This window comes from Streptomyces sp. NPDC088706 (assembly GCF_044752765.1).
Taxonomy (GTDB): Bacteria; Actinomycetota; Actinomycetes; order Streptomycetales; family Streptomycetaceae; genus Streptomyces.
This window is the reverse complement of the sequence record NZ_JBIVLW010000005.1, coordinates 127,926-152,424: the sequence shown is the minus strand read 5'-3', so window position 1 is coordinate 152,424 and position 24,499 is coordinate 127,926. Positions and strand designations below refer to the sequence as shown.

The 24,499-nt window shown below is 72.0% G+C and carries 19 protein-coding genes and 2 pseudogenes; 13 read left to right on the top strand and 8 right to left on the bottom strand.

Annotated features, from left to right (window positions below; translation table 11 throughout):
- Positions 1 to 3 precede the first annotated feature (3 nt).
- From tatA to ACIQAK_RS15795, 3 genes are all read left to right on the top strand, one after another.
- On the top strand, positions 4 to 300 hold the full coding sequence (tatA, locus tag ACIQAK_RS15805; protein WP_366389775.1) for a Sec-independent protein translocase subunit TatA: 297 nt from the start codon (positions 4 to 6) through the stop codon (positions 298 to 300).
- A 49-nt stretch (positions 301 to 349) separates the two neighbouring features.
- Entirely contained in the window at positions 350 to 1,315 is a 966-nt protein-coding gene (gene tatC / locus ACIQAK_RS15800) for a twin-arginine translocase subunit TatC (protein ID WP_366389776.1), read from the top strand.
- Between the two features lie 119 nt (positions 1,316 to 1,434).
- Positions 1,435 to 4,275: a DEAD/DEAH box helicase gene (locus ACIQAK_RS15795; RefSeq protein WP_366389777.1), complete on the top strand. Its 2,841-nt coding sequence runs from the start codon at positions 1,435 to 1,437 to the stop codon at positions 4,273 to 4,275.
- A gap of 137 nt (positions 4,276 to 4,412) precedes the next feature.
- Here ACIQAK_RS15795 and ACIQAK_RS15790 read toward each other — a convergent pair whose 3' ends face one another.
- The gene (locus ACIQAK_RS15790) at positions 4,413 to 4,862 is read right to left on the bottom strand and encodes an SPW repeat protein (RefSeq protein WP_366389778.1); all 450 of its coding nucleotides are present in this window, start codon (positions 4,860 to 4,862) and stop codon (positions 4,413 to 4,415) included.
- Between the two features lie 185 nt (positions 4,863 to 5,047).
- Positions 5,048 to 5,695 carry a fasciclin domain-containing protein gene (locus tag ACIQAK_RS15785; RefSeq protein ID WP_366389779.1) on the bottom strand — a complete coding sequence of 216 codons (648 nt, stop codon included), beginning with the start codon at positions 5,693 to 5,695 and terminating at the stop codon, positions 5,048 to 5,050.
- A gap of 660 nt (positions 5,696 to 6,355) precedes the next feature.
- Here ACIQAK_RS15785 and ACIQAK_RS15780 point away from each other — a divergent pair.
- The 5 genes and pseudogenes from ACIQAK_RS15780 (at position 6,356) to ACIQAK_RS15760 (ending at position 11,899) form a co-directional block, all read left to right on the top strand.
- The gene (locus ACIQAK_RS15780) at positions 6,356 to 7,630 is read left to right on the top strand and encodes an FAD-dependent oxidoreductase (RefSeq protein WP_366389780.1); all 1,275 of its coding nucleotides are present in this window, start codon (positions 6,356 to 6,358) and stop codon (positions 7,628 to 7,630) included.
- Positions 7,624 to 8,349, top strand: coding sequence for a DUF1365 domain-containing protein (locus tag ACIQAK_RS15775; RefSeq protein ID WP_366389781.1), 726 nt, complete (start codon positions 7,624 to 7,626; stop codon positions 8,347 to 8,349). Before ACIQAK_RS15780 ends, ACIQAK_RS15775 begins: the two co-directional genes overlap by 7 nt.
- A gap of 194 nt (positions 8,350 to 8,543) precedes the next feature.
- A complete protein-coding gene (locus ACIQAK_RS15770; RefSeq protein WP_366389894.1) occupies positions 8,544 to 9,764 on the top strand; it encodes a cyclopropane-fatty-acyl-phospholipid synthase family protein in 1,221 nt (406 codons plus the stop codon).
- A pseudogene (locus tag ACIQAK_RS15765) lies at positions 9,761 to 11,099 on the top strand (class I SAM-dependent methyltransferase). Before ACIQAK_RS15770 ends, ACIQAK_RS15765 begins: the two are co-directional and overlap by 4 nt.
- Positions 11,096 to 11,899: pseudogene (locus ACIQAK_RS15760) on the top strand (DUF1295 domain-containing protein). Before ACIQAK_RS15765 ends, ACIQAK_RS15760 begins: the two co-directional pseudogenes overlap by 4 nt.
- A gap of 100 nt (positions 11,900 to 11,999) precedes the next feature.
- Here ACIQAK_RS15760 and ACIQAK_RS15755 read toward each other — a convergent pair.
- The 5 genes from ACIQAK_RS15755 to ACIQAK_RS15735 form a co-directional block, all read right to left on the bottom strand.
- A complete protein-coding gene (locus ACIQAK_RS15755; protein WP_366389782.1) occupies positions 12,000 to 13,352 on the bottom strand; it encodes a deoxyribodipyrimidine photo-lyase in 1,353 nt (450 codons plus the stop codon).
- 38 nt (positions 13,353 to 13,390) lie between these two features.
- A complete protein-coding gene (locus ACIQAK_RS15750; protein WP_366389783.1) occupies positions 13,391 to 14,143 on the bottom strand; it encodes an anti-sigma factor in 753 nt (250 codons plus the stop codon).
- On the bottom strand, positions 14,140 to 14,748 hold the full coding sequence (locus ACIQAK_RS15745; RefSeq protein ID WP_366389784.1) for a sigma-70 family RNA polymerase sigma factor: 609 nt from the start codon (positions 14,746 to 14,748) through the stop codon (positions 14,140 to 14,142). Before ACIQAK_RS15745 ends, ACIQAK_RS15750 begins: the two co-directional genes overlap by 4 nt.
- 186 nt (positions 14,749 to 14,934) lie before the next feature.
- The gene (locus ACIQAK_RS15740; RefSeq protein ID WP_366389785.1) at positions 14,935 to 15,780 is read right to left on the bottom strand and encodes a siderophore-interacting protein; all 846 of its coding nucleotides are present in this window, start codon (positions 15,778 to 15,780) and stop codon (positions 14,935 to 14,937) included.
- A gap of 125 nt (positions 15,781 to 15,905) precedes the next feature.
- Positions 15,906 to 16,814 (bottom strand): 5'-3' exonuclease, encoded by a 909-nt coding sequence (locus ACIQAK_RS15735; protein WP_366389895.1) that lies wholly within the window; start codon positions 16,812 to 16,814, stop codon positions 15,906 to 15,908.
- A 329-nt stretch (positions 16,815 to 17,143) separates the two neighbouring features.
- On the opposite strand from ACIQAK_RS15735, the gene ACIQAK_RS15730 reads away from it, so the two are divergent.
- The 4 genes from ACIQAK_RS15730 to ACIQAK_RS15715 all read left to right on the top strand — a co-directional run bounded on the left by ACIQAK_RS15730 (position 17,144) and on the right by ACIQAK_RS15715 (position 22,218).
- Positions 17,144 to 18,169, top strand: a complete 1,026-nt coding sequence (locus tag ACIQAK_RS15730; protein ID WP_401848132.1) for a glycine betaine/L-proline ABC transporter ATP-binding protein — start codon at positions 17,144 to 17,146, stop codon at positions 18,167 to 18,169.
- Positions 18,162 to 20,786 carry an ABC transporter permease/substrate binding protein gene (locus ACIQAK_RS15725; RefSeq protein WP_366389786.1) on the top strand — a complete coding sequence of 875 codons (2,625 nt, stop codon included), beginning with the start codon at positions 18,162 to 18,164 and terminating at the stop codon, positions 20,784 to 20,786. The genes ACIQAK_RS15730 and ACIQAK_RS15725 overlap by 8 nt, the downstream gene beginning before the upstream one ends.
- 162 nt (positions 20,787 to 20,948) lie before the next feature.
- Entirely contained in the window at positions 20,949 to 21,494 is a 546-nt protein-coding gene (locus ACIQAK_RS15720) for an XRE family transcriptional regulator (protein ID WP_366389787.1), read from the top strand.
- 13 nt (positions 21,495 to 21,507) lie between these two features.
- Positions 21,508 to 22,218, top strand: coding sequence for a helical backbone metal receptor (locus ACIQAK_RS15715; RefSeq protein WP_366389788.1), 711 nt, complete (start codon positions 21,508 to 21,510; stop codon positions 22,216 to 22,218).
- On the opposite strand, the gene ACIQAK_RS15710 is transcribed toward ACIQAK_RS15715, so the two are convergent.
- The gene (locus ACIQAK_RS15710) at positions 22,157 to 23,440 is read right to left on the bottom strand and encodes a TDT family transporter (RefSeq protein WP_366389789.1); all 1,284 of its coding nucleotides are present in this window, start codon (positions 23,438 to 23,440) and stop codon (positions 22,157 to 22,159) included. The genes ACIQAK_RS15715 and ACIQAK_RS15710 overlap by 62 nt on opposite strands.
- Before the next feature lie 70 nt (positions 23,441 to 23,510).
- Between ACIQAK_RS15710 and ACIQAK_RS15705 the strand changes: the two genes are divergently transcribed.
- Positions 23,511 to 24,458 (top strand): LysR family transcriptional regulator, encoded by a 948-nt coding sequence (locus ACIQAK_RS15705; protein ID WP_366389790.1) that lies wholly within the window; start codon positions 23,511 to 23,513, stop codon positions 24,456 to 24,458.
- The last annotated feature ends 41 nt before the right edge of the window (positions 24,459 to 24,499 follow it).

The window sequence follows — 24,499 nt, the reverse complement described above, 5'->3', positions numbered from 1 at the left end:
CACATGATCGGCAATCTGAAGCCCCTCGAGATCGTTCTGATCATCGCTGTCATCCTGCTGCTCTTCGGTGCCAAGAAGCTTCCCGACATGGCGCGTTCGCTCGGCAAGTCGGCCCGCATCCTCAAGAGCGAGGCCAAGGCGATGAAGAAGGACGACGCGGCGGCCGCCACGCCCACGACGGAGACCGTCGCGGACCCGACCCCTCCGCAGGCCGCCACCGCACGCACGATCCAGGCCGCTCCGGGCGACATCACCAGCTCCCGCCCGGTCAACGAGGCCAAGCCCACCACCCAGAGCTGACCGCTGACGCGCTCCGCCGACAGCCGCCGCACGAGACGAGGGAAGTGGGTTGCTCAAGTCCGCCCGCAAGCAGGAGAAGGACGAAGAGGGGCGGATGCCTCTCCTCGATCACCTGCGTGAGCTGCGTAACCGGCTGCTGAAGGCCGTGCTGGCGATCGTCGTGGTGATGATCGTGGCGGCGTTCTACCAGAAGGAGATCTACGAGTTCCTCCTGGCCCCCATCCAGGACTCGGTCGGCTGCCGGAACGGCGTGGTCTCCACCGTCGACGGCAGGTCCTGCGCGCTGCTGAAGACGGACACCCTGATCGGTCCGTTCACCAACGCGCTGAAGGTCGCGCTGATGTCCGGTGTGCTGCTGGCCACCCCGGTCTGGCTGTACCAGGTGTGGGCCTTCGTCGCCCCGGGCCTGCACAAGGGCGAGAAGCGCTACGCCTACGCCTTCGCTGTCGTCGGCGCTCCGCTCTTCCTGGCCGGCGCCTACCTGGCCTACGCGATCCTGCCGCAGACCGCCGAGATCATGCTCGGGTTCAGCCCCGACGACGTGCAGAACCAGATCGGGCTGGACAGTTATCTGGACCTGCTCGTCCGCATGGTGATCGTCTTCGGCCTCGCCTTCGAACTGCCCCTGTTGCTGATCGCCCTGAACATGACAGGCGTCGTCACCGGGAAGCGGATGCTCGGCTGGTGGCGCGGAATGATCGTCGGCCTCACCGCCTTCGCGGCTCTCGCCACCCCCGGCGGCGAGCCCATCTCCATGCTGCTGCTCGCCGGTCCGCTCGCGGTGCTCTACTTCGTCGCCGTCGGCTTCTCCCTGGTGAACGACAAGCGCCGCAACCGCAACAACCCGGACGCCGAGCTCAGCGACGACGAGGCCTCGCACCTCGACCTGACCCCCGAGCCGGTCGGCCTGATCGAGCCCGTGGCCGCACCGCGTCGAGCCCTGCCGGGGCAGGCCTCCGGTGAGCTGGACGGTTCGCAATCGCACCGGCTCAACAGGTACGACGACGTCACCTGACCCTGTCGGGGCGTGCCGGGTGCCGTAAGGGTGCTCACCGGGGGCGGATCAGGCCGGCGGTCACGGCCGTTCAAAGATCGCGCTCAGTGTCAGAGGTGACGGGTAGGCTCGTATGCAAGATGACAGAGGACCTCTCACCAGCTGAGCGATACCAGGCATCCCGCGCCCGTGCGGCGGAGATGGCGACCGCCCTCGGGCCCTTCCGGGAGATGTACGAGTTCGGACTGGACCCGTTCCAGATCGAGGCCTGCCAGGCCCTTGAGGCGGGCAAGGGCGTGCTCGTCGCGGCCCCGACGGGGTCGGGCAAGACGATCGTCGGCGAGTTCGCCGTGCATCTGGCCCTGGAGCAGGGCCGCAAGTGCTTCTACACCACACCGATCAAGGCGTTGTCCAACCAGAAGTTCGCCGACCTGGTCAAGCGGTACGGCGCGGACAAGGTCGGCCTGCTGACCGGCGACAACAGCGTCAACTCCGAGGCGCCGGTGGTCGTGATGACCACCGAGGTCCTGCGGAACATGCTGTACGCGGGATCCCAGTCGCTCTCCGGGCTCGGCTATGTGGTCATGGACGAGGTGCACTACCTCTCCGACCGGTTCCGGGGCGCGGTGTGGGAGGAAGTGATCATCCACCTCCCGGAGTCGGTGACCCTGGTATCCCTGTCGGCCACCGTCTCCAACGCCGAGGAGTTCGGCGACTGGTTGGACACCGTGCGCGGCGACACCGAGGTGATCGTCTCCGAGCACCGGCCGGTGCCGCTCTGGCAGCACGTCATGGCCGGGCGCAAGATGTACGACCTCTTCGAGGAGGCGACCGACCACGGGGGGCGCGGCGCCGGACGCCGCGAGGTCAACCCGGATCTGGTCCGTCTCGCCCGGCAGGAGAACCAGCAGGGGTACAACCCGCGTGACCGCCGCCGCGGCAAGATGGTGCGCGAGGCCGACCGCGAGCGCGAGCGGCGCCAGCGCAGCCGGATCTGGACGCCCGGGCGGCCCGAGGTCATCGAGCGGCTGGACAACGAGGGTCTGCTGCCGGCCATCACCTTCATCTTCAGCCGGGCCGGCTGCGAAGCGGCCGTACAGCAGTGTCTGTACGCCGGGCTCCGGCTCAACGACGACGACAAGCGCCGGCTGGTCCGGGAGATCGTCGAGGAGCGGACCGCGTCCATCCCCGGCGAGGATCTGCACGTGCTGGGCTACTACGAGTGGCTGGAAGGCCTGGAGCGAGGCATCGCCGCGCACCACGCGGGCATGCTGCCGACCTTCAAGGAGGTCGTCGAGGAGCTGTTCGTACGGGGCCTGGTCAAAGCGGTCTTCGCCACCGAGACCCTGGCGCTCGGCATCAACATGCCCGCGCGCTCCGTGGTGCTGGAGAAGCTCGTCAAGTGGAACGGCGAGCAGCACGCCGACATCACCCCCGGCGAGTACACCCAGCTCACCGGCCGGGCCGGCCGCCGCGGTATCGACGTCGAGGGCCACGCGGTGGTCCTGTGGCAGCGCGGCATGGACCCGACGGCGCTGGCCGGCCTCGCGGGGACGCGTACGTATCCGCTGCGCTCCAGCTTCCGCCCCTCGTACAACATGGCGGTCAACCTGGTGCAGCAGTTCGGGCGGCACAGGTCGCGGGAGCTGCTGGAGACCTCGTTCGCCCAGTTCCAGGCGGACAAGTCCGTCGTAGGGATCTCCCGGCAGGTGCAGCGCAACGAGGAGGGCCTGGAGGGCTACAAGGAGGGCATGACGTGCCACCTCGGTGACTTCGAGGAGTACGCGCGGCTGCGCCGCGATCTCAAGGACCGGGAGACGGAGCTCGCCAAGCAGGGCGCGGCGCAGCGGCGGGCGGCGGCGGCCTCCTCGCTGGAGAAGCTGAAGCCGGGCGATGTCATCCATGTGCCGACGGGGAAGTTCGCGGGGCTCGCCCTGGTGCTCGACCCCGGTCTGCCCGCCGGGCGGGCCAACGGTCACCGGGGGTTCGACCATCACGACGGGCCGCGTCCGCTGGTGCTCACCGCCGAGCGGCAGGTCAAGCGGCTGGCCTCGATGGACTTCCCGGTGCCGGTGGAGGCGCTGGAGCGGATGCGCGTCCCGAAGTCGTTCAACCCGCGCTCGCCGCAGTCCCGGCGCGATCTGGCCTCCGCGCTGCGGACGAAGGCCGGGCACATCGTGCCCGACCGGCACCGCAAGGGGCGGGCGCCGGCCGCCGACGACCGCGAGATCAGCCGGCTGCGCACCGAGTTGCGCGCCCACCCCTGTCACGGGTGCGACGAGCGCGAGGACCACGCGCGGTGGGCCGAGCGCTACCACCGGCTGCAGCGGGACACGCGGCAGCTGGAGAGCCGGATCGAGGGGCGGACGAACACGATCGCCCGGACCTTCGACCGGATCGTCGCGCTCCTGACCGAGCTGGACTACCTCCGGGGCAACGAGGTCACGGCGAACGGGCGGCGGCTGGCCCGGCTCTACGGGGAGCTGGACCTGCTCGCCAGTGAATGTCTGCGGGAGGGTGTGTGGGAGGGGCTCAACCCCGCTGAACTCGCGGCGTGCGTCTCCGCGTTGGTGTACGAGGCGCGGCAGTCCGACGACGCGGTCGCGCCCAAGCTGCCGTCCGGGCCGGCCAAGGCCGCCATGGGCGAGATGGTGCGGATCTGGGGGCGGCTGGACGCGCTGGAGGAGGACTTCAAGATCAACCAGACGGAGGGGGTCGGGCAGCGCGAGCCCGACCTCGGCTTCGCCTGGGCGGTCTACATGTGGGCCTCCGGACGCACGCTGGACAAGGTGCTGCGCGAGGCGGAGATGCCGGCGGGGGACTTCGTGCGGTGGTGCAAGCAGGTGATCGACGTGCTGGGGCAGGTGGCCGCGGCGGCTCCTCGGGAGGGGAGTGCGGGAACGAGTTCTGTGGCTCGGAACGCGCGGAAGGCGGTTGACGGGGTGTTGCGGGGGGTTGTGGCGTACAGCTCTGTCGGCTGACGCCGGTGGGGCGGGGTGCGGATGGGGCGGGTGGGGCGCCTGCGGCAGGCTCGTTCCCCTACCGCCCCTTCCCGGAACCAGGGCTCCGCCCCGTACCCCGCTCATCGAGCGCCGGAGGGACTGTAGGCAGGCGCCGGTCAGGTATCGCGGCGCTTCATCGCCGCTCCTGCGCAGACCATGCCCAGCAGCACCGTCAGTCCGCCGACGATGATGTTGTTCAGCACGATTCCGGCGTCCGGGCTGCTCCCGACCACCCAGGTCGACACGATGATCCACGCACCGATGGCGCACATCGCCCAGCTCAGGCCGTACATGCGCTCAGGCATCGCGGTGAAGCCCAGGGCCAGTACCGCGATGGCGATACCCATCACGAGGTTGTGCGTCGCCAGGGCGGATTGGTTGGCCGTGAAGTGGAGCACCCAGGGGGAGACGGCACAGTAGAGGCCGACGAGGAACACCGGTGCGTCCACCAGCGCCACATCGCGGCCGCCCATCATCCGGTCGTACCGTGCGCGCATTTCCGGGGCGTCGGGGTGACCCGACAGGTCACCCCTGATGTCACCCCTGGCGTCTGAGACGTTGCTCATGAGATTTCGTCTCCTTCGGTCCTGCGGGCCCTGACGCCGTACGGAGTGTGCGCCAGGCACCCTTATGTCTATTCTGCTCTATCCGCCCCTTATGTGTACCCTCAGGGTTCAGCTGGCGCGGCAAAGGGCGGTGTGCCGCCGTCGATCGCGGCACACCGCCCTCCAAACCCCTCAGGCCCCGACGACTACTTCGGGGGCATCAGGACCGAGTCGACGATGTACACCGTCGCGTTGGCGGTCGGGACGTTGCCGCAGACGACCTTCGAGGAGTCGTTCACGGTGTACTCCGTGCCCGAGCCGGCCGTGGTCAGCTTGCTCTTCTCCAGGGTGTCGAAGGAGCCCTTCTCCAGCTGCTGAGGCGTGAGCTTCTGGCCCACCACGTGGTAGGTGAGGACCTTGGTGAGCTCCGCCTTGTTGGCGAGCAGCGCGTCCAGGTCGGCCTTCGGGATCTTGGCGAAGGCGTCGTTGGACGGCGCGAACACCGTGATGTTCTGGGCGTTGTTCAGCGTGTCGACCAGGCCGGCCTGCTTCACGGCGGCCACCAGCGTCGACAGCTCCGGGTTGTTCGAGGCAGCCGTCGCGACCGGGTCCTTCGCCATGCCGTCGAACGAGCCCGCGCCTTCCTGCGGTACCGAAGCACACCCCGGGCCGAACGGCTTGTCCATGTTCATGGAGTCGTCGGCCGAGGCGCTCGTCGACGCGGCCGCGCTGGGGGTGGAGCCCGCCGCCGAGTCCTTGGAGGAGTCGTCCGAGGAGCAGGCCGTCAGGGCCAGCGGCAGCACGGCTGCGGCGGCAACGGCGACGGCGGTGCGGCGGAAGTGGAGGGTGTTCATGGTGTTTCTCCTGGATCGAAGGTGTGAGCGGAGGAAATGAGCGGTGCTCAGGGGTGGGGGAGAGGGGGAGGGGGCGGTGGTGCGGGGGCGGTTTCCGGCGTTCCGCGGTCCGTCTCCCAGCCGCGGGAGACGGACCCGGTGTCGGAGCCGGCCGTCCGACCGGGAGCCGCCTCGCTCCCGCGGCCGGCCCGGCGCCCCCGACCGGCGGCGGCGCACCGCACGGACGGCTCCCCGGCCGTCCGGGCGGCGCGGCCGCCTCCGACCGCACCGCAGACCGGATCCGCCGACGCGGCGGACCGCCGGCCCGCCTCGCCCACCGCGGTGACCGGCGCCGGCCGGTGCACGTGGGGCGCGGAGAGCGAGGGGGCGGCGCACCGGGCGCGAGGCCCGGTGGCCCGGCCGCCGGGCGCGGCGAACACGGCACGCGCCGGGCGGGACCGTCGGGACCCGAAGGCCCCGTCCGTCCGCGAAGTGGTCCGATCTGCTGTCACACAAGAGATTCGGTGCGGGGTGCCTGGCGGATTGGTCCGCCGGGATCATTCACTCGATCGAGGTAGTTCTGATCATCGACCAATCCTTCCGGTCAGCTGCGACAAATGGAGTGCCGAGGATCGTCTCCGTACTGCTTCGAACGGTGCAGAGGAACCGGAGGGAGCCGGGATGGCGAAGGAGCGGCGGCGGACAGCCGTGGTGGGCAGCGGAGTGGCGGGACTGACCGCCGCTCACGTTCTGCGCAAGGCACACGACGTCACGCTGTACGAGGCGGACGACCGTGTCGGCGGCCACGCCCACACGCACGAGCTGGGCGCGTCCGACGGCCGGGTGCACCGCGTCGACTCGGGCTTCATCGTGCACAACCGACGGACCTACCCCCACCTGCTGCGGCTCTTGGACGAACTGGGCGTCGCCACCCAGGAGTCGGAGATGTCCATGTCCGTACGGTGTGAGGGGTGCGGCCTGGAGTACGCCGGCGCACGCGGCCCCGCCGGACTCCTCGCCCAGCCGCGCTCGGCCCTGCGGGGCCCGTATCTGCGGATGCTGGCCGAGGTGCCGCGCTTCCACCGCGCCGCCCGCGCGCTGCTGGAGCTGCCGGAGAGCGCGGCGACCGGCATGACCCTGGGGGAGTTCGCCCGGCGTGGCCGCTTCTCCCCGTACTTCCACGCCCACTTCCTCACCCCCGTGGTCTCCGCCGTCTGGTCCTGCGACCCGGTCACCGCCCTGCGCTACCCGGCGCGCTACCTCTTCGCGTTCCTGGCCCACCACGGCATGCTCGCCGTCGGCGGCTCCCCGGTCTGGCGGACCGTCACCGGCGGCTCCGGCGCGTACGTCGAGCGCGTCGTCAAGCAGCTCACCGCCGTCCACACCGCGACCCCGGTCCGGGCCGTCACCCGCCACGCGGACGGCGTCGAGCTCACCACCGAGGACGGCACGACCACGCCGTACGACGCCGTCGTCATCGCCACCCACCCCGACCAGGCACTCCGGCTGCTGGCCGACCCGACCGACGCCGAACGCGCCACGCTGGGTGCCTTCACGTACTCCCGCAACCCCACGCTCCTGCACACCGACACCACGCTGCTGCCCCGCAGCCGGGGCGCCAGGGCCTCCTGGAACTATCTGATGCCCTCCTGCGCCGCCGACGCCGACCGGGTCACCGTCAGCTACGACATGAACCGGCTCCAGCGGCTGGACGCCCCCGAGAGCTTCGTCGTCACCCTGAACGGCTCCGACCGCGTCGACCCCGCTTCTGTACGCGCCCGCATGGTCTACGAACACCCCGTCTACACCCCGGAATCCGTCTCCGCCCAGGCCCGCCTGCCCGCCCTCTCCGGGCCCGTCACCGCCTATGCCGGGGCCTACCACGGCTGGGGATTCCACGAGGACGGCTGCCGTTCGGGGGTCGACGCCGCCCGGGCCCTGGGGGTGGAGTGGTGAGCTCCCTCTACCCGTGCGCCATCACGCACGTACGGACCCGGCCCAGCAGGTACGCGCTGCGGCACCGGACCTATCTGTGGCTCATCGACCCGGACGACCCACCCCGGCTGCCCCGCGCCCTGCGGCCGCTGGCCCGGTTCGACGCCCGGGACCACTTCGGCGGCACCGCACCCACCATCCGGGCCGCGCTGACACGCTTCCTGAGCGCCCATGGGGTGGACCTCGCCGACGGCACCGTCACCATGCTCACGCAGGCCCGGGTCCTCGGCCACGTCTTCAACCCGCTCACCGTCTACTGGTGCCGCCGCGCCGACGGCTCCCCGCTCTGTGTCGTGGCCGAGGTGCACAACACGTACGGCGAACGGCACGGCTATCTGCTCCACCCGGACGGCGAGCACCAGGCCACGACGGGCAAGGAGTTCTACGTCTCGCCGTTCTTCCCCGTCGACGGCGGGTACCGGATGCGGCTGCCCGAACCAGGGGAACGGCTCGACCTGAGCGTCCATCTGGAGCGCGCGGGCGGCCGCCCGTTCACCGCGACCGTACGGGGCACCCGCCGCCGGGCCACCCCCCGGGCACTGGCCCGCCTCGCCCTGCGCCACCCCTTCTCCACCCTCGCCGTCTCCCTCGCCATCCGGCTGCACGGCATCCGGCTCTACCTGCGCGGCCTCCCCGTGCAGCCCCGTCCCCAGCACCGCCCACAGGAAGGCATGCAGTGACCGCGCCCACCCACCAGCTGCCGGCAGACCGGACCCCCGACCCGGGCGAGCAGGCCCCTGATCCGGCGGCGCGGGCCGCCGAAGCCGCTGTGCGGAGCCCGGGCACGGCCGGGTCCCTCCCCGCGCCGAGGCGCAACGCCTCCGGGCGGGCCGGGCGGCCGGCTCCCGCAGCCGACCCGGAGCGCTGGCCCGACATCGTCTCCCGGCCCCGCGCCTCCCGCGCCCGTACGGCACTGGCCGCCCGCATCGTCCGCCACGCGCTCGCCGAACTCCCCCTGCGCGCCCGGCTCGCGGGCGTGCAGGACATCGGCCTCGGCGGGCCGCTCATGGACATCCGCGACCCCGACGCCTTCTTCCGGCGGATCGGCGCGAGCGGGCTGATCGGCTTCGGCGAGTCCTACATGGCCGGTGAATGGGACGCCCCCGACCTGGTCGCCGTCCTCACCGTCCTCGCCGACAACGCCGCCGAACTCGTCCCCGCCCCCCTGCAACGGCTGCGCTCCCTCTGGGCGCTGCGCAAGCCCGAGGCGCAGCTCAACACCCCCCAGGGCTCCCGGGACAACATCAGCCACCACTACGACCTCTCCAACGAGCTCTTCGCCCTCTTCCTGGACGAGACGCTCTCCTACTCCTCCGCCGTCTTCCGGGGCTTCCCCGCCGAGCGGGCCCTGCTGCCCGCCGCGCAGCACCGCAAGATCGACCGGCTGCTGGACGCCGCCGGGGTGGAGGAAGGCACCCGGCTCCTGGAGATCGGCACCGGCTGGGGCGAGCTCGCCGTCCGCGCGGCGGCCCGCGGCGCCCGGGTCACCACCGTCACCCTCTCCGCCGAACAGCGCGAGCTGGCCCGTACGCGCATCCGCGAAGCAGGGTTCGAGGACCGGGTCGAGGTCCGGCTCTGCGACTACCGGCAGGTCACCGGCGACTACGACGCCATCGTCAGCGTCGAGATGGTCGAGGCGGTCGGCGAGGAGTTCTGGCCGGTCTACTTCCAGGCCCTGGACCGGCTGCTCGCCCCCGGCGGCCGGGTCGCCCTCCAGGCCATCACCATGCCGGACGACCGACTGCGCGCCAGCCGCTCCACGTACACCTGGATCCACAAGTACATCTTCCCCGGCGGGCTGCTGCCCTCCACCGAGGCGATCGAGCGGGTCACCACCGAGCACACCCGGCTGCGGACCGTCTGGCGCACCGGCTTCGGCGCCCACTACGCCGAGACCCTGCGCCTGTGGCGCGAACGGTTCACCGAACGCGAAGCCGAGGTCGACGCCCTCGGCTTCGACGCCGTCTTCCGCCGCATGTGGACCTTCTACCTGGCCTCCTCCGAAGCGGGCTTCCGCTCCGGCTACCTCGATGTGCAGCAACTGCTGCTGACCCGTGAGCCGAGCGGCGAAACGACCCCTGAGGAGACCGCGTGACCAGCACCGCCACCAGGCCCCCCGCCCGGCGCACCCCCACCGGCGCCGCCCAGCGGCTGGAACCCCTGGCCGAGCGGCTGCTCGGCGGCGGGCTGCCGGTCCGGGTCCGGATGTGGGACGGCAGCGAGGCCGGGCCCGAGGACGCTCCCACGGTCCATGTACGGTCCCGGCGGGCGCTGCGCCGACTGCTCTGGGAGCCGGGCGAACTGGGCCTGGCCGAGGCGTACATCACCGGTGAGATCGACCTCGACGAGGACCTCGGCGACGGACTGCGTGCCATGCGCCGCGCGGTGAGCGAACGCGGCCTCACCCCGCCCGCACCCTCGCTCGCCGACCGCCTGAGCGCGGCGGGCACCGCCCTGCGCCTCGGTGCCGTGGGCCCCCGCCCACCGGTCCCCGCGGCCCGGGCCGGACTGCGCGGGGCGCTGCACAGCAAGGCCCGGGACCGGGCGGCGATCAGCCACCACTACGACCTCTCCAACGCCTTCTACGCCCTGCTGCTCGACGAGACGATGGCGTACTCCTGCGGCTACTGGACCGGTGACGCCCCCGACTACGGGCCAAGCCGACGCGCAGCGCGACAAGCTGGAGCTGATCTGCCGCAAGCTCGGGCTGCGGCCCGGCGCACGACTGCTGGACATCGGCTGCGGCTGGGGCTCGCTGACCCTGCACGCGGCCCAGCACCACGGAGTCCGGGTCACCGCCGTCACGCTCGCCGCCGAACAGGCCGCCTACGTACGGGAACAGGTCGGCGAACGCGGTCTGGAGGAGCTGGTCGAGGTCCTCAACATCGACTACCGCGACATCGCGGAGCGGCCCGAGACCCGGGGCACGTACGACGCCGTCTCGACCATCGAGATGGGCGAGCACGTCGGGGACGCCGAATATTCCGCCTTCACCCGCATCCTGCACGACTCCCTGCGGGCGCGGGGCCGGGCGCTGGTCCAGCAGATGTCGCGCGGCGCCACCACCCCGGGCGGCGGGGCCTTCATCGAGTCGTACATCGCCCCGGACATGCACATGCGACCGGTGGGGGAGACCGTCGGACTGCTGGAGGGCTCCGGGCTCGAAGTGCGGGACGTCGAAGCGCTGCGCGAGCACTACGTCCTGACGGTGGACGCCTGGCGGCGGACGCTGGAGGAGCGCTGGACGGAGTTCACGGCCCTGGTGGGGGAGGAGACCGCGCGGGTCTGGCGGCTCCACCTCGTCGGCGGCGCCCTCGCGTTCGAGGAGCGGCGGATGGGCGTCGACCAGATCCTGTGCGTACGCCCCGACCGGGCCGGTGTCGCCGGGATGGAGCCGGCCCGTCGGGACTGGTACGGGACGGGCCGGTGAGCGGCTTCGCCTGGGCCGCGTTCGCGAACGGGCTCGCGGGCGCGGCGGGCGCCGCCCTCGCCGTCATGCTGGTCACCTTCGCCATCGCCCTGAAGAAGGGCGTCCACCGCATCGTCGACGTCGCCTGGGGCGTCGGCTTCGCCGCCGTCGCCCTCGTCTCGTACGGCCTCTCGGCGGGGGAGGGTGAAGCCCTACGGCGCCTGGTGGTGACCGCCCTGACCGTGGTCTGGGGTCTGCGGCTCGCCGTCCACATCGGGTGGCGCGGACGCGGCTACGGGGAGGACCCGCGCTACGAGAAGATGCTCGCCAAGGCTCCCGGCCACCCGCAGCTCTACGCCCTGCGCAAGGTCTACCTGCTCCAGGGGGCGCTGGTGTGGCTGGTCTCGCTGCCGGTGCAGGCCGCGCAGTACCTGACCGGGCCTCTGGCGTGATGGGCGTGGGCAGGGGCGGTCCTGTGGGCGGCCGGGCTCGCCTTCGAGGCGATCGGGGACCACCAGCCCGCCCGGTTCACGGCCGACCCCGCCAACAAGGGGAAGATCATGGACCGGGGGCTGTGGTCATGGACCCGGCACCCGAACTACTTCGGTGACTTCCTCGTCTGGTGGGGGCTTTTCCTCTTTGTCTGCCAGGCGCCCGCCGCTGCCGCCGCGACCGTCGTGGCCCCCTTGGTGATGACCTTCCTGCTGACCAAGGGGGGCGGCGCGGCCCTGCTGGAGCGGCACATGGCGGGCCGCCCGGGGTACGCCGACTATGTGGCCCGGACGAGCGGATTCTTCCCCCGGCCTCCTCGACGCGGGTGAGAACGGCCGGGGCCCGTACCCGCACGCATGCACGAGTACGGGCCCCGGGCGATCCTGGTCGGCCCGGGCCGCGCGCCTTGGGCTGGGCTCCCGCCCGCCCTCAGTCCAGTCCGCGCGCCTTCTCGAACCGCGCCCGTGCCTCACCCAGGTCCACCACCGGCTCCGGGTAGTCCAGCCCCTTCACCTTCCACGGCTCGTGGATCGCGGATCCCGCCACCTCGGCCAGCTCCGGCACCCACCGCCGTACGTAGGCGCCCCGCGGGTCGAAGCGCTTGCCCTGGATCACCGGGTTGAGCACCCGGTTGGGCCGGGTGTCCGTGCCGGTGCCCGCGATCCACTGCCAGTTGAGCTGGTTGTTGACGATGTCCCCGTCGACCAGCAGCTCCAGGAAGTGCCGGGCACCCACCCGCCAGTCCACGTACAGCGTCTTGGTGAGGAAGCTCGCGGTGAGCAGCCGGCCCCGGTTGTGCATCCACCCCTCGTGCGCCAGCTGCCGCATCGCCGCGTCCACCACGGGATAACCGGTCCGCCCGGTCTTCCAGGCGGTGATCTCGTCCTCGTCCGACCGCCAGCGGTCCTGACGCGGCCGGTAGTCGGACCAGGAGGCGTCGTGGCGGGCGGCCAGGACCTGGTGGTGGAAGTCGCGCCAGGCCAGCTGCCGGACGAACGCCTCGCCGCCCGGTCCGCCCTTCTCCCGGGCCCGGTTGGCCAGTTCGGCGGCGGAGAGCGTACCGAAGTGGAGGTGCGGCGAGAGCCGGGAGGTGGCGTCCCCGGCGAGATCGTCGTGGCCGTCCGCGTAGTGGGCCATCTCGCCCTTCAGCCAGGACATCGCCAGCTTGCGGCCCGCCTGCTCACCCCCGTCGGCCAGGGCGGGCGATACGCCCTTGACGTCTGTCCGTGCGGGGAGGGGATCGGAGGCGAGCTCGCCGTCCGGCAGCCGGACCGTGCGGGGCGCGGTCAGTGTGCCCCGCACCCCCGCCGCCTCCCAACGACGGAAGTACGGGGTGAACACCGCGAAGTGGTCCCGGCCCGTCGGGACCACCCGGCCCGGAGCGAGCGCGGTGACCACCGCGTCATGGATGCGCAGCTCGCAGCCGCTGTCCGCCAGGGCGGTACGCAGCTGCTCCTCGCGCCGTGCCGCGTACCCGCTCACGTCGGCGGCCATGTGCACCGCCTGTGCCCCGGTCTCCTCGACCAGCCGGCGCACCTCCTCGGCCGCCGTGCCCGTACGGACGATCAGGCGGCCGCCCCGTCGGCGCAGTCCGGCGTCCAGGTCCGCCAGGCAGTCGGCGAGGAACGCGAGCCGGTTGGGGGCGGCGAACCCGGCCCGGTGGACGCCGTCGTCCTGGACGAAGAGCGGGACGACCCGGTCCGCGTCCCGCAGAGCGGAACGCAGCACCGGGTTGTCGTGCAGACGCAGATCGGAGGTGAACAGCACCACCGCGACGTTCATGGAACGTGTGCTCCTTGCAGGATGGGGTACTCGAGCGGTCAGGCGGTCGGGAAGTCCATCAGGGCCACGGGCGACGAGGTCGGCTGGGCCGACCCGCCCGCCGGTTCGACCGTGATGCCCATGCCCGTCGCCCGGTCCACGGGCCCGTCCAGCAGCACCGCGTCGTCGCTCGCCGAGGGGTCCATCAGGCCGGCCGAGCGCATGGTGCCCTCGTCGTTGAACCAGAGCTGGTACACCTTGCCGCTCGGCGGCCGCTCCAGCCCCGAGGCGAGGAGCACGGCCCGGTTCTCCCGCTCCGAGACGACGACGGTGCCGCGTGCCCCGCTCTTCCACTCGCGCGACGAGGTCTTGGCGTCCGGTGCGGAGAGCACCTGGGCCAGCTGTTCGTTCTGCCGCTGGGCCTGGTTCGCCTCCTGCCGGGCGTCCCGCGCCTCCTGGTTCTGCCACACCGCGACCCCGCCGAGGGCGGCCGCCGCCGCGAGGCAGGCGGCGAGCGCGAACGCCGACCACCGGCCGGTGCGGCCACCGCCGCCCGTACGCACGGGTCTGCCATGCGAAGGCGCCTCCTGGCGTACGGTCGTGATCTCCCTCAGCACCCTCTCGCGCAGCTCGCGCGGCGGGGTCTCGGCGACGGCGAGACCGAGCCGGGCGGCCGTGGCCGACAGCTCCCGCACCTCCTGGGTGCAGGCCTCGCAGTCGCCCAGATGCCGCTCGAACTCGCGGCGCTCGTCCTCCGGCAGCGCATGCAGGGCATAGGCCCCGGTCAGCGTGTGCAGTTCGGCCGTGCTCATGCGCTCACCCCCAGGCAGTCGCGCAGCCGGATGAGGCCGTCGCGCAGTCGTGTCTTGATGGTGCCCAGCGGCACGGTGAGGAGTTCCGCCACCTCACGGTAGGTCAGGCCCCGGTAGTAGGCCAGGGTCACGGACTGCCGCTGGAGTTCGGACAGGGTCCGCAGACAGCGGCGCACCTGCTCTCTCTCCAGCCGCGTCTCGACCTGTTCGGAGACCTCGTCGAAGGCGCGCGTACGGTCCAGGAGCGCCGCCTTGTGCTCCCGTGCCGCCGACGCCTCGACCGAGCGGACCCGGTCGACGGCCCGGTGATGGGCGAGGGTCAGCACCCAGTTCATCGCACTGCCCCGGGAGGCCTGGAAGCGGGGCGCGGTACGCCACACCTCGACCAGTACCTCCTGGGCGACCTCCTCCGACTGGGCCGGGTCGCGCAGGACGCTCCGTACGAGGCCGAGCACCGGCCCGGAGACCGCGTCGTACACCCGGGCGAACGCCCCCTGGTCCCCCCGCGCGACCCGGACCAGGAGTTCCTGGAGGTCAGGCTCCGGCGAGGACACCCCGCTGAGCTGTACGGCTTCGTTCACGCGGGTTTCCTCCCGGGGCGTCATCGGTTCCGGGATTGATTCGGAGCCGATGGCCGTGCGGATTGGTCCAACGCCCGCGATCTTTCCAGATGCGGGCCCCGCTCGACCGCGCGACGCAACGGGGCGGCGCGACCCGTGATTCCGCCGCCCGCTCGGCCCACGATCCCGCAGGCTGTGCACCGCAGGTGGTACGGGCGCGGCTTCGCTGTGCTAGGCCGCCGCCCCCTCCTGCTCGCGCTCCACCTGCTCGTTCCACTCACGCTTGACCGCACGCCACGCGTCGTCGTTCTGGCCGAGGCGCCAGTAGCCCGAGATCGACAGCTGCTGGAGCGGGATCCGACGCTCCACACGCAGGTAGCGGCGGATCTCCTTCACGAAGCCCGCCTCGCCGTGCACGAACGCCTGCACCTCGCCCTCGGGGAAGTCCAGCCCCTTCACGGCCGCGGTCAGCAGCTCACCGACCGGCCGCTCACCTCGGTGCAGCCAGGTCACGGCCACCCCGTCGGGCGTCACGATCTTCTGCTCCTCGGAGGCGTCCGGCACCTCGACGAAGGCGTGCACCAGGGCGCCCGCCGGCATCTGCTCCAGCGACGCGGCGATCGCCGGCAGGGCGCTCTCGTCGCCGGCCAGGAGGTGCCACCCGGCCGAGGCCTGCGGCCCGTAACCGCCACCGGGGCCGAGGAAGGTGACCTGCTCGCCCACCCGGGCCCGCTGCGCCCAGGGGCCCGCGAGGCCCTCGTCACCGTGGACCACGAAGTCGACGGCCATCTCGCGGGCGACCGGGTCCCAGGAACGCACCGTGTACGTACGCGTGGTGGGCCACAGCTCGCGCGGGTGGCTCTCGCGGATGGCGGCGATGTCGAACGGGTGCGCGTAGTCCGCGCCCTCGGGCGCGAAACACAGCTTGATGTAGTGGTCGGTGAAGCCGGAGAGGGAGAAGTCGGCGAGCCCCTCGCCGCCGAGGACCACGCGCACCATGTGCGGGGTGATCTGCTCGGTGCGCACGACCTGCGCCCCCTGGGTCCTGGGTCCTTGCCGGGCGGGTCGCTCTGCCACGAGGTACTCCCTGGGTTCGACGTACGGGCACGCTCGCCGGTGGGCGGGTGCGTGCCGCGTTCGTATCGGCGCACGGGGCCGGACACCTCCGGCCGCCATGACTTAGGTATGCCTAAGTTAACACCTCAGGCCCGGAGCGTGGTGAGGAGTCGCTGAAGCGCCCCGCCCAACCCCCACCGGTCGGCAAGCGCTTCCAGCGCGGCCGGGTCGCGCGGCTCGTGCGGCAGCGCCGGGTCGAAGTCGGGCAGCGGCACGTCCTGCGCCACCCGCACGACCTTCGGCGCGACCGCCACGTAGTCCCGCGCCTCGTCCAGCCGCTTGCGCTGCGAGGGAGTCAGCTTCGCGGCCGGGTCGTCCACCGCGGCCATGATCCCGGCCAGGTCCCCGTAGGCGTCCAGCAGCTTCGCCGCCGTCTTCTCGCCGATGCCGGGCACGCCCGGGAGGCCGTCGCTCGGGTCGCCGCGGAGCAGGGCGAGGTCCACATAGCCCGCGCCGTCCACCCCGTACTTCTCGCGGAGCCACGCCTCGTCGGTCATCTGGAGCGTGCCGACACCCTTGAGCGGATAGAGCACCCGCACCCGCCGGGCGTCGTCGACCAGCTGATAGAGGTCGCGGTCGCCGGTCACGATGTCCACGGGCCCGGTCGCCCGGGCGGTGAGCGTGCCGATCACGTCGTCCGCCTCGTACGCCGTGACGCCGACCCGGGCGATCCCGAGCGCGGCCAGCACGTCCTCGATGACCGGGACCTGCGGGGACAGGGTGTCGGGGATCTCCTCCTCGTCGGTCTGCCCCGAGGGCGTCTCGACGGCCACCCGGTGCGCCTTGTACGTCGGGATCAGGTCCACGCGCCACTGCGGGCGCCAGTCGTTGTCCCAGCAGGCGACCAGATCGTCCGGCCGGTGGTCCTGCACCAGGCGGGCGATGAAGTCGAGGAGTCCGCGCGCGGCGTTGACCGGGGTCCCGTCCGGCGCGCGCACCGAGTCGGGGACGCCGAAATAGGCGCGGAAATAGAGGGAGGCGGTGTCGAGGAGCATCAGGCGTCGCGTCACGGAACCGATGATGCCGCACGCCACTGACAGTGGCCGTCGATGGCTCCCGGTGGCCGTCGATGGGCCCCCGTCGTGAACTGGACCACTGTCCTGTTTGGCCATGGTAAGTACGGGCAGGGGCGCCACCGGAGCGAACCACGTCGCATTTTCAACTGGTGCATGTGCCTGCGGACCGAATCCGCACCGTTCCACGGTCTGCCGACGGGGGTGGCAGACCGTTTTTTCAGTTCGACCCGTGAGGTGTATGTGTCCAGGCTGCAAGCCGAGAACTTGTACACCGCGGCCAACTCCGGGCCGACGGGACGACCGCAGCGGTGATCGACGCCTCCTTCACGGTGGAGCCGGGCCAGATCTTCGTCGTCATGGGACTGTCCGGATCGGGCAAGTCCACGCTGCTGCGGATGCTCAACGGGCTGCTCGAACCCACCGCCGGACGCGTGCTCTTCGACGGTCAGGACCTGACCGCCCTGAGCCCCCGCGAGCTGCGCCATGTGCGCTCCGCCAAGATCAGCATGGTGTTCCAGCACTTCGCGCTCTTCCCCCACCGGAGTGTCCTGGACAACGCCGCCTACGGCCTAGAGGTCCAGGGTGTACCCCGTGCCGAGCGGATCAGGCGTGCCACCGAGGCCCTGGAGCTCACCGGCCTGGCCGGCTGGGAGAACTCCTGGCCCGACGAGCTCTCCGGCGGTATGCAGCAGCGCGTCGGCCTCGCCCGCGCGCTGGCCACCGACGCCGACCTGCTCCTGATGGACGAGTCCTTCAGCGCGCTCGACCCGCTGATCCGGCGCGACATGCAGGACCAGCTCCTGGAGCTCCAGAAGCGGCTGAAGAAGACCATCGTCTTCATCACCCACGACCTCAACGAGGCCATGCGCCTCGGCGACCGGATCGCCGTGATGCGCGACGGGGAGATCGTCCAGCTCGGCACCGCCGAGGACATCCTCGTCACCCCGGCCAGCGACTACGTCGCCTCCTTCACCCAGGACGTCGACCGCTCCCGGGTGCTCACCGCCGGCGCCATCATGGCCGAACCGCACACCGTCATGGGCGCCACCACCGACGACGGCCGGGAGCTGCGCACCCCGCAGGACGTCCTCGCGGCGGCCCCCGCCACGGTCCCGGAGTCCACGCCCATCATCGAGCTGTTCACCCCCTGCTCGCGGAGCGGGAACCCGGTGGCCGTGACCGACGCCAAGGGCAAGCTCGTCGGCGTCGTCCCCGGCGCCCGGCTGCTCGCCGTGCTCGGCGATCCGATGACCCCCACCCGGACGCCTCTTGAGGCCCTGCCCGACAACGATGCCAAGAAGGACGACGCCGCGAAGAAGGTGGCCGGTGTCTAGGCTCCCTCTCGGTGAATGGGTCGACTCCGCCGTCGACTGGTTGCAGGCCCACCTCGCCTGGCTGTTCGAAGCGATCAGCTCCCTCGTCAGCGGCATGTTCGACGGCATGGCCGCCGTCCTCTCCGCCCCCCACCCGCTCCTCTTCGCGGGCATCGTCGCGGTCATCGCCTGGTGGCTGCGCGGTCTGCCGGCCGGTCTGCCGGCCTTCGTCGGATTCGCCCTGATCGACGCCGTCGAGCTGTGGGACGAGGCGATGGACACCCTCACCCTGGTGCTCGTCGCCACCCTCGTCACCCTGGTCATCGCCGTACCGCTGGGCATCTGGGCCTCCCGGTCCAGGACCGTCAGCGCGATCACCCGGCCGGTCCTCGACTTCATGCAGACCATGCCCGCCATGGTCTACCTGATCCCGGGCGTCATCTTCTTCGGCGTCGGCGTGGTCCCCGGCATCATCGCCACCATCATCTTCGCGCTGCCCCCGGGCGTCCGGATGACCGAACTCGGCATCCGCCAGGTCGACGGCGAACTCGTCGAGGCGGCCGAGGCCTTCGGCACCACCTCGCGCAACACGCTGCTCCGCGTCCAGCTGCCGCTCGCACTGCCCACGATCATGGCCGGTATCAACCAGGTCATCATGCTGGGCCTGTCCATGGTCGTCATCGCGGGCATGGTCGGCGGCGGCGGCCTCGGCGGCTCGGTCTACCGCGCCATCGGCAACGTCGACGTCGGCCTCGGCTTCGAGGCGGGCATCTCCATCGTCATCCTCGCCATGTACCTGGACCGGATGACCGGCGCGCTCGGCACCGAGGTCTCCCCGCTGGGCCGCCGCGCCGCCGCCAAGGCCCAGGCGTCGGCCGAGGGCTGGAAGATCTGGACGTACCGCCCGCAGCCCGTCGTCGCCCTCGCCGTCATCGTCGCCCTCGCGCTCTTCGCGGGCGGCATGGGCGTCTTCGGCGGCTCCGCCAAGGACACCGCGTCCGGTGCGGGCGCGCAGGTCGGCGACGGCAAGAAGATCAGCATCGGCTACATCCCGTGGGACGAGGGCATCGCCTCCACCTTCCTCTGGAAGGAGCTGCTGGAGCAGCGCGGCTACGAGGTCGACGTGAAGCAGTACGAGGCCGGCGCGCTCTACACCGGCCTGGCGGGCGGCCAGATCGACTTCCAGACCGACTCCTGGCTCCCGGTCACCCACGCCGCCTACTGGAAGAAGTACCAGGACCGCCTGGAGGACATGGGCTCCTGGTACGGCCCCACCTCGCTGGAACTGGCCGTCCCGTCGTACCTGAAGGACGTCAGGTCCATGGACGACCTCAAGGGCCGCGCCTCCGACTTCAAGGGCCGGATCGTCGGCATCGAGCCGAGCGCCGGTGAGATGGGCCTGCTCAAGGACAAGCTCCTGCCGGGCTACGGCCTCGACCAGGAGTACCAGCTCGTCGACGGCTCCACGCCGTCCATGCTGGCCGAGCTGAAGCGCGCGTACGCCAAGAAGGAACCGATCGTCGTTCCGCTCTGGTCGCCGCACTGGGCGTACAACCAGTACGACCTCACCAAGCTCAAGGATCCCAAGGGTCTCTGGGGCAAGGGCGACGGCATCCACACCCTGGCGCGCAAGGGCTTCTCCGAGGAGAACCCCACGGTCGCCAAGTGGCTGAAGAGCTTCAAGATGACCGAGGAGCAGCTCACCGGCCTCGAAGCCGAGATCCAGCAGGCCGGCTCGGGCAAGGAGCAGGAAGCCGTCCGCACCTGGCTGAAGGACAACCCAGGCGTCGCCGACACGTGGTCCCCGGCCCCGAAGGACGTCCAGGCGGCCGGTGGCGGCGACGAGCGCGAGCGCCCGGTCGAGATCGCCTGGTTCCCCTGGGAGGAGGACATCGCCGCCACGTACCTGTGGAAGGCGGTCCTGGAGGAGCGCGGCTACAAGATCAACCTCAAGCAGTTCGAGATCGGCCCGATGTACGCGGCGATGTCGCGCGGCCAGATCGACGTGCAGTTCGACGGCTGGCTGCCGTACACGCAGAAGAACTACTGGGACAAGTACCGGGACAAGCTGACGGACATCGGCTCTTGGTACGGGCCGACCTCCGTGGAGGTGGCCGTCCCCGACTACGTCAAGGACGTCAGGACCCTGGACGACCTCAAGGGCAAGGGCTCCGACTTCAAGGGCCGGATCGTCGGCATCGAGCCCGGCACCGCGGTCATGGAGAACCTCAAGGAGAACGTGCTGCCCCAGTACGGCCTGGACAAGGAGTACGAGGTCGTCGACTCCTCGACGCCGGGCATGCTCGCCGAGCTGAAGCGCGCGTACGCCAAGAAGGAGCCCATCGCCGTCCTGCTGTGGACCCCGCACTGGTCGTACAACGAGTACGGGCTCACCAAACTGAAGGACCCGCGGAAGGTGTTCGGTGACGGCGACCGGCTGCACACCATCGCCTTCAAGGAGTTCCCGAAGCAGTACCCGCAGCTGAGGAAGTGGTTCAAGGACTTCGCGCTGAGCGAGAAGCAGCTCGGCGGCCTGGAGAACGAGATCCAGCAGCACGGCGCGGGCCACGAGGAGGAAGCCGTGAAGGCCTGGATGGACGACAACCCGGGCATCGCGGACACCATGGCGCCTCAGTAGGGGCTCCGGAGCAGGAAAAGCGCAGGTGAGGGGTGGGCGCCGCCGACGGGCGGGGCCCACCCCTTCCGGCTGTCCGGGGGCCGTTTACCGGACAGCTTGCGTAACCATGTGCGTAAGGTGCTGGCAGCCGGGAGGATGGCGGAGGCGGGAGGGAGCCGGGACATGGACGACAAGGACACACCGCGCGTGGGCGCCGCGGTCCGCCGTCGGCGCCGCACCCTGGGCCTCACCCTGGCCGCGGTCGCCGAACGCAGCGGTCTCTCCGTGCCCTTCCTCAGCCAGATCGAGAACGAGCGCGCCCGCCCCAGCGCCCGCTCCCTCGACCGGGTCGCCGAGGCTCTGGAGACCACCACGGCACGGCTGCGGGCCGCCGCCGACTCGGCCCGCGCGGTCGCCGTCGTCCGGGGTGAGGAGGGCGACGGCGTACGCCGGGTGGTGCGCGGGCGCCACCAGCTCAGCGCCCTGGAGTTCACCGGCGAGCACGACCTCGGGCGCGAGTTCCAGCACCGCAACGACGAACTGATGTACGTGGTCGAGGGCGCGGCCGAGGTCGAGGCCGAGGGCCAGGCGTACCGGCTGGAGCGCGGCGACACCCTGTTCCTCTCCGGCGGCGTACGGCACCGCTGGCGGGCCACCCTCCCCGGCACCCGGCTCCTGCTCGTCGCGGTCGCGGAACACATCGACGCCACGTACGACTCCCGGCGCTGAGGCGGGAGTGCCGATGCGCGTCGTCTCCCTGGTCCCCTCCCTCACCGAGGCCGTCGCCGCCACCGCCCCCGGGCTGCTCGTCGGGGTCACCGACTGGTGTGCCCACCCGGCCGGCCTCACCGCCGCCCGGATCGGCGGCACCAAGAACCCCGACCTGGCCGCCGTCGCCGCCCTCGCCCCGGACCTCGTGATCGCCAACGAGGAGGAGAACCGCGCCCCCGACCTCACCGCCCTCCGGGCCGCCGGGCTCGACGTCCTGGTCACCGGGATCCGCACCCTGGAGCAGGCCTTCACCGAGCTCGACCGGGTCCTCACCACCGGCTGCGGGCTGAGCCGCCCGGGCTGGCTGGACGAGGCCGAGGCCGCCTGGGCGGCGCTGCCCGCCCCCTCCGCGAGCCCGCGCCCCGCGATCGTGCCGATCTGGCGCAAGCCCTGGATGGTGCTCGGCCGCGACACCTTCGCCGGTGACCTGCTGGGCCGGCTCGGAGTGCGCAACGTGTACGCGGACCACGCCGAGCGCTACCCGCGCATCCCGCTCGACGAGCTGAACGCCGCCGGGGCCGAGCTGGTCGTACTGCCGGACGAGCCCTACCGCTTCACCGCCGACGACGGGCCCGAGGCCTTCCCCGGAGTGCCCGCCGCCCTCGTCGACGGCCGCCTGCTCACCTGGTACGGGCCGTCGCTGGCGCAGGCGGCACGGGAGCTGCCGTCAGCGCTCCGCTGACCACCCCTCGCACGGTCCGCGCCCCGACCACCGCCCAGGCCGCCACCAGGAACACGTACAGCGCCACGGCCAGCCAGGTCAGGGCGTCCAGACCGGTGTGCCCGGCCAGTCCGGCCGCCCCCGTCACACACGTGCCGACGGGGAAGGTGAACGCCCACCACGTCATCGCGAAACCCATACCGTCACGCGTCGCCTTGAGGACCATCGCCCCGGCCAGCGCCAGCCACAGCAGCGCGAACCCCATCACCGGCACCCCGTGGAGCACGGCGAACGCGCCGAACGCCGAGGCGTACGGCCCCGCGACCGCCCCCGGAGCCGCGTCGGCCAGCTGGTTGACGGCGGTCGTCGACTGGCCCAGCGGCCCGAGCACCAGAAAGAGCGTCGGGGTCAGCGCGAGCGGGAGCGGGCCATGGTGGACGAGTCGGGCGAAGACGAGGGGCAGCACCACCAGCGTGGCCAGCAGGGACAGCCCGAACATCGCGTAACAGGCCAGCAGCAGCGCCTGCCGCCCCTGCCCGGCCGCCACGTGGGGCACCAGCAGCGCGCCCTGCGAGGCCGAGACCATCGGGGCGACCAGCGGCAGCAGCCAGACCGGCGACGCGGTCCCGGGCGCCGGACGGTGGCGTACGACCATCAGGTACGGGACCGCGACGGCGGCCACCAGGCCGATGCCCGTCCCCGCGGTGAACAGCACCACGTCCGCGGCGAGAGCGGCCTCGGCGCCCAGCACGTCCCGGCCCACCGTCAGCGTGGCCCCGCCGACGGCGAGCAGCGCCATGGAGAGGCACCCGTAGAAGGGGGCGACGGCAGGGTCCAGCAGGTGGGCGCGGGCCTGGTCGCGGTGGTGGAGCCAGTGACCGGCCCGGGCGGCGAGGACGAGGGCGAGCAGGACGGCCGTCAGCGCCCACACCACCGTGCACGCGCCGCGCAGAACCGGCACGTCCACCGGGAGCGCCACCCCGGCGCTCGCCACGATCGCGGTGCCCATGACACTCGCGTACCAGTTGGGGCCGATGTGCCGCAGGGACGGCAGCCGCCGCACGCCCGGCCGCCCGTACGTCGGACCGTCCGCCCGCACGTCCGCCCGCACGTCCGCCCGCACGTCCGCCCGCACGTCCGTTCGCACGTCCGTCCGCCGGGCCGTCAGCGGGGCCGTCCGGTGGGGGAGGACGGCGACGGCCGAGGGCGGTACGACGGTCCGGGTCCGCGGAAAGATGGCCATGCCACGATTCTTCGCGGTCCGGCCTCCGCCCACCAGGGACCCCGTTCCTATGAGGTCATAAGCTGGCTTTATGCCCAGCGACGAGCACGCACCCGCCATCCCCCTCTCCCACCGGGTCCCCGACCTCGGAGCGCTGGAGCTGCTGCTCGCCGTCGCCCGGCACGGCAGCCTCGGACGGGCCGCCAAGGACGTCGGCATCACCCAGCCCGCCGCCTCCAGCCGCATCCGCTCCATGGAACGGCAGCTGGGCGTCGCCCTGCTCGACCGCTCCCCGCGCGGCTCCCGGCTCACCGACGCGGGCGCGCTCGTCACCGACTGGGCGCGCCGGGTGGTGGAGGCCGCCGAGGCGTTCGACGCCGGGGCGCACGCGCTGCGCGACCGGCGGGACTCCCGGCTGCGGGTCGCGGCCAGCATGACGATCGCCGAGTACCTGCTGCCGGGCTGGCTGATCGCCCTGCGCGCCGAGCGGCCCGACACGGCCGTCTTCCTCCTCGTCGGCAACTCGGCGGACGTCGCGCGGCGGCTGGTCACCGGCGAGGCCGATCTGGGCTTCGTCGAGGGCCTGTCGATACCGGAGGGCCTGGACGGCACCGTCATCGCCCACGACCGCCTCGTCGTCGTGGTCGCCCCCAGCCACCCGTGGGCCCGCCGCCGCACCCCGCTGCTCCCCGACGAGCTGGCCGCCACCCCGCTGATCCTGCGCGAGCGCGGCTCCGGCACCCGGCAGGTCCTGGACGCGGCGCTCGCCGTCCACGGCGGCCTCGCCCAGCCCCTGCTGGAGCTCTCCTCCACGACCGCCGTGAAGGGCGCGGCGGAGAGCGGCGCCGGGCCCTGCGTCCTGAGCGAACTGGCCCTCGGCGAGGAGCTGTCGTCCCGCCGCCTGGTCAAGATCCCGGTCGCGGGCGTACGGCTGCGCCGCCAGCTGCGGGCGGTCTGGCCGGCGGGCCACCGCCCCACCGGACCGGCCCGCGATCTGCTCGCCCGCACCGGCCGGGACGCGGCGGCCTCCGCCCCGTAACCCCTTCGAACGCGCTGCGCACGCCGCTGGGAGTGGCGCCA

What these genes read in the sequence shown, in the direction of transcription:
- ACIQAK_RS15705 (WP_366389790.1), top strand. Translation starts at nt 23,511, where the DNA reads ATGCCCAGCGACGAGCACGCACCCGCCATCCCCCTCTCCCACCGGGTC.
- ACIQAK_RS15780 (WP_366389780.1), top strand. Translation starts at nt 6,356, where the DNA reads ATGGCGAAGGAGCGGCGGCGGACAGCCGTGGTGGGCAGCGGAGTGGCG.
- tatA (WP_366389775.1), top strand. Translation starts at nt 4, where the DNA reads ATGATCGGCAATCTGAAGCCCCTCGAGATCGTTCTGATCATCGCTGTC.
- ACIQAK_RS15755 (WP_366389782.1), bottom strand. Translation starts at nt 13,352, where the DNA reads ATGAACGTCGCGGTGGTGCTGTTCACCTCCGATCTGCGTCTGCACGAC.
- ACIQAK_RS15735 (WP_366389895.1), bottom strand. Translation starts at nt 16,814, where the DNA reads ATGCTCCTCGACACCGCCTCCCTCTATTTCCGCGCCTATTTCGGCGTC.
- ACIQAK_RS15720 (WP_366389787.1), top strand. Translation starts at nt 20,949, where the DNA reads ATGGACGACAAGGACACACCGCGCGTGGGCGCCGCGGTCCGCCGTCGG.
- ACIQAK_RS15715 (WP_366389788.1), top strand. Translation starts at nt 21,508, where the DNA reads ATGCGCGTCGTCTCCCTGGTCCCCTCCCTCACCGAGGCCGTCGCCGCC.
- ACIQAK_RS15750 (WP_366389783.1), bottom strand. Translation starts at nt 14,143, where the DNA reads ATGAGCACGGCCGAACTGCACACGCTGACCGGGGCCTATGCCCTGCAT.
- ACIQAK_RS15795 (WP_366389777.1), top strand. Translation starts at nt 1,435, where the DNA reads ATGACAGAGGACCTCTCACCAGCTGAGCGATACCAGGCATCCCGCGCC.
- ACIQAK_RS15790 (WP_366389778.1), bottom strand. Translation starts at nt 4,862, where the DNA reads ATGAGCAACGTCTCAGACGCCAGGGGTGACATCAGGGGTGACCTGTCG.
- ACIQAK_RS15710 (WP_366389789.1), bottom strand. Translation starts at nt 23,440, where the DNA reads ATGGCCATCTTTCCGCGGACCCGGACCGTCGTACCGCCCTCGGCCGTC.
- ACIQAK_RS15785 (WP_366389779.1), bottom strand. Translation starts at nt 5,695, where the DNA reads ATGAACACCCTCCACTTCCGCCGCACCGCCGTCGCCGTTGCCGCCGCA.
- ACIQAK_RS15745 (WP_366389784.1), bottom strand. Translation starts at nt 14,748, where the DNA reads ATGACGCCCCGGGAGGAAACCCGCGTGAACGAAGCCGTACAGCTCAGC.